General features: G+C 55.9%; 7 protein-coding genes and 3 pseudogenes. 6 read left to right on the top strand and 4 right to left on the bottom strand.

Translation table 11 applies throughout. The features are described 5' to 3' along the window. Positions 1–451 precede the first annotated feature (451 nt). Positions 452–733 (top strand): annotated as a pseudogene (locus tag LRP30_RS30225) (ISL3 family transposase); the annotation flags it as partial. Positions 734–871: 138 nt separating this feature from the next. Then, entirely contained in the window at positions 872–1,900 is a 1,029-nt protein-coding gene (locus tag LRP30_RS30230; RefSeq protein WP_249757124.1) for an IS110 family transposase, read from the top strand. Positions 1,901–2,846: 946 nt separating this feature from the next. Here LRP30_RS30230 and LRP30_RS30235 read toward each other — a convergent pair. Continuing rightward, on the bottom strand, positions 2,847–3,611 hold the full coding sequence (locus tag LRP30_RS30235; RefSeq protein WP_249757125.1) for a ferredoxin--NADP reductase: 765 nt from the start codon (positions 3,609–3,611) through the stop codon (positions 2,847–2,849). Positions 3,612–4,501: 890 nt separating this feature from the next. Here LRP30_RS30235 and LRP30_RS30240 point away from each other — a divergent pair. Next, complete coding sequence (locus tag LRP30_RS30240; RefSeq protein ID WP_249757126.1) at positions 4,502–6,463, top strand: EAL domain-containing protein; 1,962 nt, start codon at positions 4,502–4,504, stop codon at positions 6,461–6,463. A gap of 1,462 nt (positions 6,464–7,925) precedes the next feature. After that, positions 7,926–8,906, top strand: coding sequence for a DMT family transporter (locus tag LRP30_RS30245; RefSeq protein ID WP_249757127.1), 981 nt, complete (start codon positions 7,926–7,928; stop codon positions 8,904–8,906). A gap of 14 nt (positions 8,907–8,920) precedes the next feature. Here LRP30_RS30245 and LRP30_RS30250 read toward each other — a convergent pair whose 3' ends face one another. Beyond that, positions 8,921–11,557 carry an EAL domain-containing protein gene (locus LRP30_RS30250; RefSeq protein WP_249757128.1) on the bottom strand — a complete coding sequence of 879 codons (2,637 nt, stop codon included), beginning with the start codon at positions 11,555–11,557 and terminating at the stop codon, positions 8,921–8,923. A gap of 186 nt (positions 11,558–11,743) precedes the next feature. On the opposite strand from LRP30_RS30250, the gene LRP30_RS30255 reads away from it, so the two are divergent. Continuing rightward, positions 11,744–12,604: a hypothetical protein gene (locus LRP30_RS30255; protein WP_249757129.1), complete on the top strand. Its 861-nt coding sequence runs from the start codon at positions 11,744–11,746 to the stop codon at positions 12,602–12,604. Positions 12,605–13,198: 594 nt separating this feature from the next. On the opposite strand, the gene LRP30_RS30260 is transcribed toward LRP30_RS30255, so the two are convergent. Next, positions 13,199–13,381, bottom strand: coding sequence for a hypothetical protein (locus LRP30_RS30260; protein ID WP_249757130.1), 183 nt, complete (start codon positions 13,379–13,381; stop codon positions 13,199–13,201). Positions 13,382–14,347: 966 nt separating this feature from the next. On the opposite strand from LRP30_RS30260, the pseudogene LRP30_RS30270 reads away from it, so the two are divergent. Then, positions 14,348–14,930: pseudogene (locus LRP30_RS30270) on the top strand (NYN domain-containing protein). Between the two features lie 399 nt (positions 14,931–15,329). Here LRP30_RS30270 and LRP30_RS30275 read toward each other — a convergent pair. Continuing rightward, positions 15,330–15,548 (bottom strand): annotated as a pseudogene (locus LRP30_RS30275) (ligase); the annotation flags it as partial. Positions 15,549–15,826 lie beyond the last annotated feature (278 nt).

Raw genomic sequence — 15,826 nt, forward strand, 5'->3', positions numbered from 1 at the left:
GTGCGCCGGACCCGATGCCAAGCTAAAAGTGCTTGGCGGCTAGCAAGCCCAGCAGCACGGTGCCTGACACGGCAAATATCGCGATCATGCTGAGCAAGTTTTCGCACGGCGACGGAAACTGTCGTGGCATTGCCCGGTGACGAAGTCGGACTAGACTTCTTTTGCTTCGGCCTGGCGCTTTTACGGTTGCCGAGATTGCTCAAGATGGAGGAGCTCGGAGCAGCAAACCCCTCCATGTGCCATTCGGCCTGCATTGAAACAGATTCTACCACCTGCCATTCGCCGGCTATTGCATTCTATTCTAGCTCCGCTGTACACCGCATCGTCGTTTCAAACGCTTGCGCATTGGAAGGCCCTTCCGGGTTTAAGCCGATGAAAAGTGGGTTCGCGTCCATTTGAGGCCGCCGATATCTTGGTCTGAGCATTCGCTAAAGCCGCGGTCACTCCCACCCTTGTCGAAGCTCGAGAGATCATAGCCGAATTCCACTTGATGATCCGGCGCGGAGCCGCCGCCGAGCTATCGTCATGGATCGAGCGCGCTCGTGCCAGTCTCATCTGCTCATTCGCTCGTGGCGTTACGATTGATGAAGCGGCAGTTCGGGCGGCAATCACTTTGCCTTGGTCTAACGGGCAGACCGAGGGGCAGATCATCCGCCTCAAACTCGTTAGACGGCAAATGTACGGCCGCGGGAAAATCGATCTGCTTCAGGCCAGACTAATCGGCGCAGAATAGAATGGTGCTGCATCAAAGCCTCGTCAGAGCAGACGAGAGCCAAATTTGAACACGATGACGTAATTGCGGTCGGCGCTCGTGGCAGGCAAGCTCCGCTATCGTCGAGCCCTCGCAATCAAATGATTCGAAGGAGCTCCCATGAAGCAGTACGTCGGGCTTGACGTTTCACAGAGAGAAACCGCTGTGTGCGCGGTCAACGAGACTGGTCAAGTAATCTTCGAAGGAAAAGCCAAGTCTAATCCTGGTGCCTTGACGGACCTGCTTCGCAAACATGCGCCTCATGCCGAGCGTATCGGCTTCGAGACAGGTGCGATGGCGAGTTGGCTATGGCATGAACTCCGCAGGGTTGAGCTTCCGGTGGTCTGCATCGACGCTCGGCATGCGCACGCAGCCTTGTCGGTCCGCATGAACAAGAGCGATCAGAATGATGCGCGAGGCCTTGCCGAACTGGTGAGGGTTGGATGGTATCGAGAGGTCAAAGTCAAAAGTGAGGAGAGCCAGAAGATCCGAGCGATCCTTGTCGCCAGGTCTCGGCTGGTGTCCATGCGCCGAGACATTGAGAACCAGGTTCGCAGTTTGATCAAGGAATGTGGATTACTATTCCCTCGCGCGATCGGCCAACAGTTCCGCAACCAGGTCAGAGAACTCTTGGGCGTTGATCATTTGCTTCTCAGCGTGATATCGCCGCTGCTCTCGATCCATGAGAACGTTTGTCAACAACAAGGTAAGTTCGACAACGAGGTCCGCCGGTTGGCAAAGCTGGACGAGACGACGCGTCGCCTGATGACGGTCCCGCGGGTCGGTATCGTGACGGCCCTAACGTTCCGCCACACGATCGATGATCCCTCGCGCTTCCGATCGGCTTCGACGGTCGGCGCCTACCTCGGCCTTACGCCGAGGCGCAGCCAATCCGGCGAAACCGACTCTAATGGAAAGATATCTCGATGGGGCGACCGGCTTCTCCGAACTTACTTGTTCGAGGCCGCCACTGTCCTTCTTTATCGAACCAAAAAGTGGTCTTCCCTAAAGGCCTGGGGCATGAAGCTCGCCAAGCGGATCGGCATGAAGAAAGCAAAGGTCGCCATCGCCCGAAAGATCGCCGTGATCCTCCACTGCATCTGGGTCGATGGTACATCGTTTGACTTGGGCCAGCCGAAGCCAATCTGATATTTGCCCGCAAGTTCCTGGTCCGGTCCGCCGGACTGGCGATGTCCCGCCGGGACGGTGGTCGTGGTGACCTCGGTCAATCGGCTGGTGGCGGTTCGCCCGCACTCCGCTGCAAACGTTGAGGCGCCCGATCCGGACATCATCATGAGGCGCTCGCGACCTCGGAAAGGACCATGACCCCAGCGTCCGACATCAACCCAACTCCGCTGAAGCCGCCAACGACATCGGGTTGCCAATCCCGCTAGGCAATCGTCTCGCCATCCGCGATCGCTCCGTCTCCGCAATCTGACCAGCTCCGACGGAGCAATCGCTACCGGCGTGTCACTGGAGAGAAAAAGAATGGTAGCTTGACAACAAACCGCAATTAAAGGGCCGATTGACAGGAAGTCGGCCAGTGCAATCAGAAGATTTAAGGGCGTCGGCGAGCTTTCCACCAAGAGGCAGCTCCATGATCTCGACGGGTAGTGTCCCCTGTCGGCCAGCCGCACGCGCCCTCAAACAGAACTTGAAGCGGGTCGGGCTGTGAAGTCAGATCGAATAGCGCGCAGTATTCGACGACTCGAATGGCTCCAACCAGCGGACGTCGGCAAGTGGTAGTCAACACAGATGGAATCGATCGCATTGCGCCGTCCTGTTCGGACTCGTTGCTAAAGCTTTCGAGGTGTTGTTGCAGGTCCTCCGACTTCTGCTGATCGTGCCCCGCGGGCGACTAGACCGGTTAAAAGGGTACCCGACAGGAGGGCCAGTGATAGCGATAGCGGCATGGCCACATGAGAGCGGACCCTCGTGCGAGTGCAGCGTGAGCAAGTGCGCGGCCAGATCGCCAAAGGTGCCGGAGTTCCGAGCCTGCAAACTGGGTAAAGAACAAGCACCCTTAAAGGGCCACCGGCGGGCGACGGTGACAGTTGAGGCCCTGGCTGGATCTCACACAATCTAGCGCTACTGTTCAAACGCCGTTTTCGACCACGAATTGCGCCGGCTTGCCGTGACTGCCCTCAACCAAGCCCCTCCCCACCAACAGCTCGCGGGTATCGCGCACCAGCGCAGGGCTGCCGCAAATCATGACGCGGTCATGCTGCGGCTCGACTTCCGGCAGTTCGAGATCCGAAAACAACTTGCCTGACGCGATCAGGTCGGTGATCCGGCCGCGGTTGCGGAAAGGATCGCGGGTAACGGTCGGATAGTAGATGAGCTGGTAGCGCACGAAATCCCCGAGCAGCTCGTCGCTCGGTAGCTTCTCGGTGATCATTTCGCCATAGGCAAGCTCGGCAACGCGGCGGCAGCCGTGCAGCAGCACGACATTTCCGAATCGCAGATAGGTTTCAGGATCCTTGATCACGCTCAGAAACGGAGCAAGACCGGTGCCGGTGCCAATCAGATAGAGATTGCGCCCATCCTCGAGATTGTCGATGACCAGCGTCCCGGTCGCCTTGCGGCTCACGGTGATCTTGTCACCTTCCTTCAAATGCTGCAGACGCGAGGTTAAGGGATCGTTCGGCTTCCTGGTCGAGAAGAATTCCAGCCGGTCCTCGTAATGGGCGCCGGCGAGGCCGTAGGCGCGCAGCAGCGGCTTTTCGTCAACCTTGAGCCCGATCATAGTGAATTCGCCGCTGCGGAAGCGGAACGATGGATTCCGCGTGGTGGTGAAGCTGAAGAGATTGTCGGTCCAGTGATGGACGCTCAGCACGCTTTCCTGGCTGAAGTTGCTCATCTCACCGCTTCCGCGAAGGTTAGAGTGTGATCCGGGCACCTGTTGTCCGGAAACACTGGTCAAGGCGCCAAACGCAACGAGCGCGTTCGCTTTAAGCGAACGCAAAGGCAAGCAGGCTCGAGCAGAGCACCACCAGACCGACCACAGTCAGTGTCAGGAAGCTGTCGGAGACAAGGTCACGATTGCGCATGAAACACCCACGATTGCTCCTAGGAGCGAAGGCAGCAATCCCGCCTTGGCTTGACGAGAAAACAGCCGGCCATCGCCTCAACGCCTTCTGCCGCTAGCGCTCGTACTTAGGTCTCGGGAATGGGACATCGGTTAGAGGGATGTGGAGATCGTCGTGCCCACATCACCTCTATGGCCTTGGCGACATTAGACCTGCCCTTGCGTTTGTATCGTGCGTGTTTTGGATTGAACTCGCAGCATTGCTTCGTTCTATCGGACATGGCGCGGGAAAGCGGCGAGATCTCGGGGCCGCCACGATCGGCACAAGCTGCGTCATCCTACCGACGTCATCGATAGAGAAAGTCGTCGGCGCGGGCGGCCGCAACTTACGATGCGTTCGGCATCTCATTTTCGTCGATCATATACCGCCCCACCGCAGGTTAGCGCACAAGCTGCCATCATGGCTGCTGAGCTGAATTCGGCGATCGATTAAAGGCATAGGTCAGTACGCAACGTACAGAACTATGCCGCCGGGTTTGCGGTGACAGACGACAAAGGGGCGGCCCAGCTCTCAGCCCCGCCTTAGCCACCGAAATAATGAGTTCGGCCACCCCATGCCGCGCCGAACGTGGCGAACTTCAAGAATTTATCTTTTCTCAAATGTTTGCCGCGACCTTCCAGTACTGGCGGCAACGTTAGAGCCAGTCCTGCGGGGGTCCCAGATGAGGACATATCTGAGCTCGTATCTCTCGAAGCTATTCGCGGGGGATCTGGCGGCTTTCGGCGGCCCGGCGACTGATGAAGCGGTCGCAGGGCACATTCGCGCGGAGCAGATCTCCCTCGTGCTTGGTTATTCCCTGGGCATAATGCTAGCCAACGCCTGCAATGCGACGGTGCTTGCAATTGCCCTCTGGCACTCGCCCAACAGAAACTATGCCCTGATCTGGGCAGCTGCCGTGGTTTGCGGCGCGTTATCGATAGGCTTGAAGGCGCGTTTATCCCGACGGATTACGAAGCCGCAGTTCGTCTCCCGACAGGCCATGCATCGGCTGGTGCGAAATGCGCTCGTTCTTGGAACCGCCTGGGCGGTCGTTCCGGTAGCTTTCTTCGCCGACGCCTCGAATGGCGGCCAACTCGTGATCACATGTCTTTGCTCCGGGATGCTCGCGGGCGGAGCATTCGCCTTCGCTACGATTCCGGTGGCCGCCGTTGCATTCACGGCTCCGATTTTCGTGGGTACGGCAATCTGCCTCGGCAGAAACGGCGATTTCGTCTATCTGCTCGTGGCTATCCTCGTTGTGGCCTATGGCTTCGTGCTTCTGCGCGGCGTTTTCGCCCATTCTTTCGAATTCACGAAACGCACCATTGCTCAATTGGAAGCCGAACGGAGGGTCCGGCGGGATTCCCTGACCCAGTTGCCGAACCGTTTCGCCTTCAACGAAAGCCTCGAAGCTGCCCTCAACCGGTTGGCTCGCTCGGGCGAGGAATTTGCGGTTTTTCTCCTTGATCTCGATCGCTTTAAGGAGGTGAACGACAAATTCGGCCACCCCGCAGGAGATGAGTTTCTCGTTCAGGCCGCGGCGAGACTCCAGCGATGCGCGCGTGAGACCGATACTGTCGCGCGGATCGGCGGGGACGAATTTGCGCTGATTATGGCCAATCTGGCCAAAGTAGAAGACGCATTGGAAATCGCCGAGCGCTTCGTCGGCGCTTTCGGCGAGCTATTCCTGATCGAAAGATGCGAGGTCGCGGGCACGACGAGCGTCGGAATCGTGTTGGCCCCACGCGACGGCGATACGCCTCATGAGCTCCTGAAAAATGTCGACCTTGCGCTCTATCGCGCCAAGAAAGCGGGGCCCGGAACGGTTCGCTTCTTTGAGGTCAGCGACGACAAATCAGCGCGCGATCGCAGGGCGCTGCAAAGGGATCTGGAGGAGGCGATCGGGAGAGACGAGCTTTTTCTCGTCTACCAACCGTTCTTTGATATTCGCGAAAACCGAGTAACCGGCTTTGAGGCCTTGCTGCGCTGGCAACACCCTGTCCGCGGAGTCATTTCGCCGGCAGAGTTCATTCCAATTGCCGAGGAAACCGGCTTGATCCACCCGATCGGTGAGTGGGTGGTCCGACGCGCCTGCTCAACGCTGTCGAACTGGCCCTCTGATCTCAGGGTCGCGGTGAACTTCTCTGCAGCGCAATTCCATAACACCAGCATCCTGCAAACAATCGTGCAGGCCCTGACGCAGGCCAGAGTCGCCCCTAGCCGGCTTGAAATCGAAATAACGGAGTCGATGCTGATCTCAAAGTACGGGCCGGCATCATCGATCCTGAGTTCACTCCTGCAACTGGGGGTGACGGTGGCGCTAGACGATTTCGGAACGGGATTTTCGTCGTTGACCTATTTGCTCAAATTGCCTTACACCCGCATCAAAATCGATCAGTCCTTTATACGCGACATGCTGACACGGCCGGACAGCGCGGCGATCGTAAAATCAATAATCACGCTAGCGCAGGATCTGCACATTGGCGTGGTCGCGGAAGGTGTCGAGACCACCGAGCACCTCGAGTGTTTGCGCCAAACCAGCTGTGATGAAGTCCAAGGATATCTCATCGGTCGGCCGGTATCAGCCGACCGCATCTTCGCCCTGCTCGACCAAAATAAGCAATGGTCGACGCCTGCTGCTTGAAACGCCTTGGGCAAACCGACTGACCATCATGAAGCGCGACGCTGGCATTGCTAGCCGAATCACTCCCAGGACAGGAATGTGACCAACTTGCGATAGCACCCTACTGCACCAAATTCGTCACATCGTCTTGTTGTTCAGCGTCAAGGGTAAGACCGATATCGATCAACTAGGTCGAAGATCTATCGGTAGGTACATCGGAGGCGCGAAGGCGCCGTTCCGCAGGGCATCCCGCAAATAACGAACCACTTCCACGATGATAATTTGCGTGTCACTTTGCGTACGAATAGCCGTACCAACGTCTTCGACTAGCTTGAACCGCTGGCGTTCCGTGACTTCTGAACCTCGTCGAATAGACTAAGCCGCACGTGGACTCGCTGCCCGAGCCGCAGCGCACCGAGATCGCTGCGCCCCCATGAAGCTGCTGGAGGAAGAGATCGGGACAGGCAATCTCATCGCAGTGGGGATCAGACCATGATTATGAAGATGATAGGAACTCTGCCATCTTAGAAACCTATCTCGACCTTAGCTTCCGCCGTTCCACGTCGATCCAGCGCCACAGCTGAAGCGACATCCATGCACTGACGACAGCTGGCTGAGATCTCCGGCGAGACCCAACAAGCTCCGCGGAAAATGAACGGAGCCCGCTCAACGAGGACCTAACCTTTGGGAGCGCGATGCGTGCGACTGTCAAAATGGCCATCTCAACCAGAGGCCAGAAGGGCCGGCGGCGTCCTACTGGGGCGACCTTCAGGTTCGGCAAATAAGCCCTACCGCGACAATCGTTTTGTGCTCTATAAGCGCCTACCGCGACTGTTCGCCGAGCTCGCCTGGCGCGCGACGACAGTCGCCATCAACGCCTATTGTACGATCTCGACCGCATCGAGCTTCTGCTCCTCGATCACCGCTGTCTTGAGCCGATCGACGCTGGCGCCCCTTGCGCGGCCGTTCGGGTCCATTAATGGTTTGCCGTTCACGCACCGCTGACAGCACAACGCCGCAGCGAGCCGACTGCTTCAAATGAGCTTCTAGATCTGGATCGTTGACATCAATTGCCCACCACGTTCCGTCCAAGCATATCAAGGGTGATGAGACGAGACTTTTACCTCCCTTGCCAGAACGCACGTCGTTAAGCTCAACTTTCACGATTTCCGCTCCCACCCAATTCAGATTTCAGTGTCGGCAACGTATCCCGAATGGCTCCAGATTTAGTTGGAAGAAAATGAACACTTTTAGACATTTCCTCGGCAATTGCCTGGGGCACGGGGCCAGGCAAGGGGTGTTTGGCTCGGCTGTTCGGCAATCGGACGCCGTCATGTTTCGCGAAAATTAACCAAGAATTGTTTCTGTTACCCATAACACTTCCTTAAGACTTAAAGCTAAGCGAGACCAACTTTTTCTAGTGGGTCGCGAGCAATAGTCGCGCGGCAAACGCTGACGCTATCTTTCCAATTTCATGGAACGCATGATGAGCGATCTTACGGACACCGCCCACCATCCGCAGAACCCAATTGCCATTCCCAGCTTACGGAAGGATGACGTTGTTCGCGGAATATACTGCATGATCGCCGCGAGCGTGATGTTCGCACTATCGAGCGCACTATCGAAATGGCAAGCCGCTCTCTATCCAATTGGCGAGGTTATGTTCTTTCGCTCCGTTTCTGCGTTTGTTCTCTGCGCCGCATTGATCCTCCCGGCAACGGGCATGTCAGTCTTTAAGACTCGGCGGCCCCGCGCCCACCTTGCGCGCGGGCTGTCGCAGTCGATCTCGCAGACGTTCACTGTCATCGCCGTTAGTCTGATGCCGCTTGCAGGAGCGATCGCAATCAATTTTTCTGCATCGTTGTGGGCGGCCTTGCTGTCGTTTATCTGGCTTAAGGAGCGTGCCGGAATCGCGCGTTGGAGTGCGCTGGTAACGGGATTCGTCGGGGTTCTCGTTGTGGTAAATCCAGGTGCAGATTCGTTGCAGATTGGCGCATTGTTTGCGCTGGCAAACGCGGTTATGTATGGCAGCGTCACGGTTGCCGTTCGCGGAATGACCGCAACTGAGTCTGCAAAGACGCTGTTGATGTGGCAGATGCTTACGGTAACCTTCTTTCACTCCTTCTTGCTGCTGTTTGGATTCCGGATGCCCGCCCCGGCTGACGCAATCATGTTGACCCTGAGCGGTCTTACAAACGCCGCGGCACAATATTTTTGGACGCAAGCGCTTCACCTAGCCCCGGCCGCCGCCGTCTCGCCATTCTATTACCTGACGCTCGTCTGGGCACTTGCGATCGGATTTTTCGTTTGGGGCGACGTACCGACGCTTTGGCTTCTGATCGGGTCCGGCATTGTTGTTGCATCGGGCCTGTTCCTGCTCGTGCACGAGGCTCGGCGGCCAACCAAGAAGCCGATCTCCAGTGAACAAACTGGAGAATACGGTCTTCAGAAAGTCGCTGGCTAAGCTGGTCCCAAACTCTAGGCGACAAATTTGCGCCCGAGCGACCATTTGGCAATCATTTCAGGAACTTTCGCTGTTGGAACAGGCGGACTGAACAGATAGCCTTGCCCTTCGTCGCAATCGAGCGCCGCGAGAAATTCGTATTGTCCGACGGTTTCGATGCCTTCTGCCAACGTCGTCATTCCCAGAGCGCGAGCAATACTCACCACGGCTTGCACAATCACAACGTGCTCGGTGCCTTCGGCAAGGTCAGAAACAAACGACCTATCTATCTTGATTTTGTCGAATGGGAAGCTGCGCAGATAACTGAGAGAGGAATACCCGGTACCGAAATCGTCCAACGAAATACGGACGCCGAGTTGCTTCAACTGACGGAGGGTAGATAGGGTGGATTCATTATTGGTCATGAATACTCCCTCGGTAATTTCAAGCTCAAGGCGATGCGGCTGAAGTCCGGTTTCCTCCAGGGCGTGTCTCACGACCTCGGAGAGATTGGAAGCTGCAAACTGAATCGGAGAAAGATTGACCGCTATCTTAAGATTGTTCGGCCAGTGCGCGGCGCAGCGGCACGCCTCTCTCAGAGCCCATTCGCCAAGAGGTTGAATGAGTCCAGTATCCTCCGCTACCGCGATGAATGTTGCCGGCGGTATCATGCCATTGACCGGATGGCGCCATCGCGCCAGGGCTTCGAATCCGGTTATGATGTTGCTCCGCAAATTGAGGATGGGCTGATAGTATAATTCCATCTCATTTTGCTCGATCGCCTCACGCAGATCGATCTCAAGCCGCCGTCGTTGCCTAAGCTCCCTGTTCATTGCAGCATGATAGAATTTATAGCTGCCCCGACCTTGGGCTTTGACCGCGTATAGTGCCAGATCGGCGGCAATCAGAAGGTCGTCGCAATTTACTCCATCGCACGGTCCAATGGCGATGCCGATACTGATTCCAGAACGGATTCGGTGGCCGCCAATCTCAAAGGGCTTCTGTGCTGCCTCGATCATACTATTCGCCAGGGCCTCGAGCGCTGGTCGAGACTCAACCGTCGCCACAACAACTGCGAATTCATCGCCACCGAGGCGCGCCAGCACTTCATTTGCACCGAGCGTACTCTTTAGGCGCCTGGCCATCTCCTGCAGGAGCAAGTTGCCGGTCTGATGGCCAAGCGTATCGTTGATAGCTTTAAAACGATCGAGATCAAGAAACAGGACGGCGAATTCCGCCGGTGGCTGCTCGTTGTCTACTGCCGGTGGTTGCCGGCGGCTCATCTGGTCGAGCATGGAGCGGAACATCCGCCGGTTTGGGAGACCGGTGAGAGAATCCTCGGAACTAAGGCGGACTGCATCTGCTTCAGCGCGCGATCTTTTCGTGACGTCAGTGAAGGTCTGGACGAATCCACCATCGGGGAGACTTTCCCTGCGAATCTCGATGATTGATCCATCCGGCATCGTTCGTTCGCTAACGCCGAGTTCTCCTGCGACAAGATCTGCCAAGATCCGAACAGACGCCGCGGTCAATCTGCCCGTCGGGGTCTCGTATTCGGCGAGCTGATCAACTCTTGGTGGGTTCTGCATGAACTCTACGGGCAAATCGAGCAACTCGCCGCAGCGACGATTGATAATCGGAATCTGCTGGTCATAGGTAACCAGCATAATTCCTTGGTTCATATACTCGAGCGTAAGATCAAGCTGATTCGCTTTTTGTCTTGCCTTCGCGTCTATCCGTAGAAGCTGCTCAAGAGCAATGAGAACCAGCAAAGTAAGTACGGTGCCCAGCAACGAATTCAACTTGAGGGCGTTCCGAGAGCTTTCCAAGATCTGGCTTTTGCTCAAGCTAACGCTGACCCATAATGGATAGCCCTTGACCTTTCGGATAGTAATGAAACGCGTCTCGTTGTTGGCAGGATCAATGCTCTCAAATGTAGTTTCCACCCCGTCTCGCATTTGGTCGAGCAGTTCTGTTCCGCTAAGATCGTCTCCAAGTGCGTAACTGACCGCGCTCCCGCCACTCGAACGAACCACGCCATCACTTCCGATCAGGGCGATCGCCGCCGCCGATCCAAAATTGATATTGTTGTAGAATTTCGTCAAATGGTCTGGATTGAGCGAGGCCACGACGACGCCGCCGAACGTCTGGTCACTGTTCACGAAGCGCCGCGTGAATTGCACGGACCATTTTCCGCTGACACGGCCAACCACCGGCTTGCTGATGAAAAGCTGATCCGCGATGTTGTTCAAATGAAACTTAAAGTGCTCCCGATCGCTCAGATCCAGGGCAGGCGCGGGTTGAGGACCGCTGTTCGACGCGCGCATAATTCCCTTGTCATCAATAATGGCGACTTGGACGATAATGTCGCTCAGCACGTCGGTCGTGTTGGCAATAGCGCTGAAACTAACCGAATTTTTCCGGGTCTCAATGCTCCGTCGCAAGTATAGGAGCGCCTTATCAATTTCTCCGATTGATCGAAGAACATTCTCTTCGAATACCAGCGCAAAGTTATGGGCGTCCCGATGCGCCTCTCTTTGATCCCCCCGAACATCGCCGAAGTATTTTACAGCAACTCCTGCCCACACCATGGCGATGATCACCAGGCCGAAAATTGCCGAGCTTCGACGCTCAGCAATCAGCTTTGGCAGCTCTAGGATTTGTAAATTCATACCGAAAACAGGCCCCCTATCGGCAGGGCTTACTCGTCGGATATTTCGGGCGACTTAACTTCATTGATCGGCCACCGGAGCGTGAAAGGTTAACCTTAATAGATAAGTCACCACTCCTCCGAGTTGACGTTGCGAAAAATAACCGATTATTAACTCGCGATAAAAAGATCTTCTTTCGGAGTTCATATGTCGGGTTGCGATAGGATTGTTTCGAAGGAAGACACATCAACCAACGCTCAAATAACGGCTTGTCCGCAACCCTTTGGCAACAAAGCTGTTGACGGACGATCAATCCAAATCGCGGTGCCTGTCACTCCTCGAGCCAAGGAGATCGCGCCAGAAAAGGTCCTGCAAGCCTTCAACACCTGGGCTTTTAAGCGTGAGCAACCTGACAACTCTGTTGCAATGTTGCAGAGCATTTCCAAATCAATTGCGGTCAGAAATCCTGTTCCGTTTGTGCTCTATTGGGGCAAAGGTCCGCGGTCCAACATCGACAAGCCAGACTTCGAATGTCTGAACTATTTGGCTGCCTTCACCCACCGAATCAGTAAAACATACGCGCCCGGGGCAGCACTAAGATTGATTTTCACCGATACCCATGCGGAATTGAACGGACATTCATCACAGAACATACGCCAATATTTTGATGAGGTTGCCGATGGCGCCCGCGAACGCGGTTTCGAGAGCTGTTGGTTGGGTGACCTCACAAAGGCCGCAGAAGCGGATAACACAAGTCCTTTAATCGATGGAACCGTACCGGAGCCGACGTTCCAGCGGCTGCTTGCTAGCGCGATGAAATGGTATCGTGGAAATGGAAGTTGTGAAGAGGGCGCATTAGAATATTACCGGATGAACATGGTCGAAAAACGTGCGGTCGAACGCGCATTTCCTGACTCAATTTTCATCACCTTCAACGGAAGCGAATTTCGAGGGCTTTTTCCCCAAAGCCTTCCAATCTTCTACATGTATTCGCTTCGCAAAGGGATCAGCATCAAACCCTGGTTTCTCTTCCCAGATACGGCCGCCTGCGAACAGCGAGCAAGTTAGTCTCGCATAAGGGGCTGTCATTCGGGCACGAACCTGAAATTGGATCTACGCGGCAACGGAATGATTGTTACGCAGCAAAGAGTGTTGCCGCCCGAACCCGACTTCCCTGCCGCGATCGCGCTCGATCAAAGTCTCCAGCAACTCGCGGCGATCGGTTTCTGTCATCCTGCAGTCTGCCATGCAGCGATCATCAGAGACGCAAGAATAAGCAACAGGATCGCGTAAAGCAGAAGTTGAGAAATCAAATCACCATCGCGCTCGAACATTATATCTTCATATCTTCCATCCGCGTTGCCCCTATTCGGGCTTGGCCGGCACACTGACTTTGCCAGCGCTTTGGGCGCTTTTGCTCGACCAACACTGTACGAAACGAACGAACAATCTCCTTTCTTACCTGAACGTGTCGTCTCGGCTTCACATTGGAGCGTTTTGTTTAATCGATTAATGCAACGAGACGCACGTTCGCACCTAATCCTCCATTTGGCCGGCTTCTCCAGTGTATTTCAGTACCTCAAGCCGAAGACAATGACTGCGGTCCGGGCCATGTCTAGATCCGCTGCGGATACTGTCCTTTAAGCGAGCGGGAAGCGCTCGCTACAATTCGAAGGCATCGACCTCCTCGTCCGGAAACTTCTCGGCCTCCAAGTCCAACATGTACCTCGCCTCTTTTAACTGCCCGACGATGAGGACGTAGTCTTCGAACGTGCTCGCCGCGCTGACGTGCTTCTCGATAAGCTGCCGCAGCTCGTGCCTGAACTGACATTTGCTGACGGTCATTCTCTCCTCCGCGCCTGCCTGCGCTGAATCTGGTTCTGAGCCTTCCCCCCCGTGCACGCCAACATCCCTGACTTACAACTCTGAACTGATGGGGCTCTTACGCAGCCTTTCGACGAAGGTGGTAGGACCGCCTGTTCAAGTGCTTGTGCTAGGAACTATGGAGCGGGAGCGTTCAGATATCATCGCTAGATTCAAGAAGGCCATCAAATCGTCAGCCGAGGTCGTCAACGGATTCGATATCCCGGGAGGTGCGGACTTCGTTCTATACGTTACCGACGGCGCGGTCGTGATGTTTATGATGCCCTTTTGTACGAAACGCACCGCCGAGGTGACGGACTCAGGCGAGAAACGAAATTGTTCGTTCGTTACGTACTGTATCTGTCGTAGCACGGACCGCGGGACTAAGATATTTGTCGTTGGAGTCCGACCCTAGCGTCGTATGGTGAAGTCATCCCTTGCTTTCGGAAGGTGACGCTGGTCCGATGGTCCTAACATGAAAGACAGCAATAGCAGCCACCCTTGAACATCGGAGATGACAGATGACCAGCGCGAATTGAGGCGCTGCAAGCAAGAGATTGCGCGTCTCAAACAGCTGGTTATGGAGCTTTCCGAAATTGTCTTGCGCAACGTCGTAAAGAGCGACGAGGGGCGACAATCGGAACGCCAGCTGAGTCTCTGAGCGACGTCGAATTAGTGCGCTGTTTCCCAGCAGCGTGGCTTCCCGCCTTGAGGAGCACGGGGAGCGGCCCTGCCCTTATGCTCCATGAGGCAGGGCTCTTAATTTTTAGTTGGAAGCGTAGGATAGGCCAGGAGACACATTGATGACGGGATGGACTGATCAAGCGCGCGTCTTGTTGTAGCTGATGGCAGCGATTGCTTCTGATTTGCCGTGGCACGCCATTTCAACCGTTTTTTTGATCGCACACGCGGCCTAGGCGAATGAGTGGTGGGAGCGGTCAAACGCCAATGTCACCATTCGACAAAATCGCGCTCTTTATCGACGACGCCAACCTTCACGCAACCTGCAAGGCGCTTGGCTTCGACATTGACTACAGGCGCTTGCTCGGGGAGTTTCAGAGCCGCGACATAGTGCTGGGCGCGTTCTATTACACGATGATTATTGAGGAGTTTGTCCATCAGGCCGCTCATCGATTGGCTCAGGTATAACGGCTACACGGTTGTCACCGAGTTGACCAAGGAATTCATCGACGCCAGCGGCCGCCGCAAGGTCAAGGGCAGCAAGGATATCGAGCTGGCGGTCGACGCCATGGAGCTTGGCGAGCATATCGACCAGATGGTCCTGTTCTCGGGCGACGACGATTTCCGCTCCCTGGTCAAGGCCGTGCAGCGGCGCGGCGTGCGGGTGACTGTCGTGTCCACGATCGCGAGCCAGACGCCAATGATAGCCGACGAACTTCGACGGCGGGCGGACGAATTTATCGACCTGGCACAGTTGAAGCTGACGCTGGGTCGCAATCCGTCCGATCGGTTAGACCCACGTCAGAACGAGCGCCGGGGCTCGAAAATCGGAGTGCCAGAGAGTCTCTGAACGCCCCGCGGACTAATAAGCCGGGCGGAAAACGTTGCATAGTAGCGCGCGGTTCGCGGCAGCGTGGCTCCCCGCCCTTGGGGGGCAGGCGGAGCGGCCCCGCCCTTGTCTCCATGGAGTCTCCATGGGGCGGGGCGAATGTGTTGGACGGTCAGCCAAAGTGGAGGCCTTTGCACAATAAGCGAATACGGTCCCCTCCAATCTGATTGGTCCGCCGCGTGAAGAAAAGAGCCGAGAGCCGGACGAGCGATACGGAGCAATCTCACCCGGCTGAGAGTGATAATGAGCAATCTTATCCTGTGCTGTTGGCTGGCATGGCGATAGGAGCACACTCAGGAGGCGTCATGGGCTTCTTGCCGGCCGGACGAGTGGCGCTTGCTTTAGCCGTCTTCGTTTCCGCTACATCGGGTATCTTTTTTGGATGGATCCCACGCGGCCTGGCGAATGAGTAGCGGGGCGCGGATTACGGCCCGCTGTTGACTTTGTAAGCTCATTTGCGACGACAACTCCCACGCCGAGGACATATATCCATCCCTCGTGAAAATCGAAGAAATGCGAATTGAAGAGGGAGCTGGTGATACTTCTGGATCACTACAAAGAGCCCGCCCAGCTCGCCAATCCGTCTTCGTATCGACGTCGCTAAGCCGTTTATGCCGTGTCATTCGGCGTGCAATTTTGGGACGCCGATTGATACTCCAATAGAAGTGGTGCTCCGAGCGCACCGCACAGTGCAGATTTGAGCTTGACCGGCGGCCGGCACTCAGCAACCATACGTAGATTGACTGAGGAATCACCGCCTAGTGGCGTCGAGGTGGTGCTGAAAGAAAAGCTCGGCGTCACCATGACAATGCAAAGCATATTGTGACGTTTCATAGACTCGCGTCGTGGACGACGCG

The sequence above is a fragment of the Bradyrhizobium sp. C-145 genome, assembly GCF_023375135.1.
GTDB classification, from domain to species: Bacteria; Pseudomonadota; Alphaproteobacteria; order Rhizobiales; family Xanthobacteraceae; genus Bradyrhizobium; species Bradyrhizobium zhanjiangense.

Coding starts and splice junctions, on each gene's coding strand:
- LRP30_RS30230 (WP_249757124.1), top strand. CDS start 872: ATGAAGCAGTACGTCGGGCTTGACGTTTCACAGAGAGAAACCGCTGTG.
- LRP30_RS30235 (WP_249757125.1), bottom strand. CDS start 3,611: ATGAGCAACTTCAGCCAGGAAAGCGTGCTGAGCGTCCATCACTGGACC.
- LRP30_RS30240 (WP_249757126.1), top strand. CDS start 4,502: ATGAGGACATATCTGAGCTCGTATCTCTCGAAGCTATTCGCGGGGGAT.
- LRP30_RS30245 (WP_249757127.1), top strand. CDS start 7,926: ATGATGAGCGATCTTACGGACACCGCCCACCATCCGCAGAACCCAATT.
- LRP30_RS30250 (WP_249757128.1), bottom strand. CDS start 11,557: ATGAATTTACAAATCCTAGAGCTGCCAAAGCTGATTGCTGAGCGTCGA.
- LRP30_RS30255 (WP_249757129.1), top strand. CDS start 11,744: ATGTCGGGTTGCGATAGGATTGTTTCGAAGGAAGACACATCAACCAAC.
- LRP30_RS30260 (WP_249757130.1), bottom strand. CDS start 13,381: ATGACCGTCAGCAAATGTCAGTTCAGGCACGAGCTGCGGCAGCTTATC.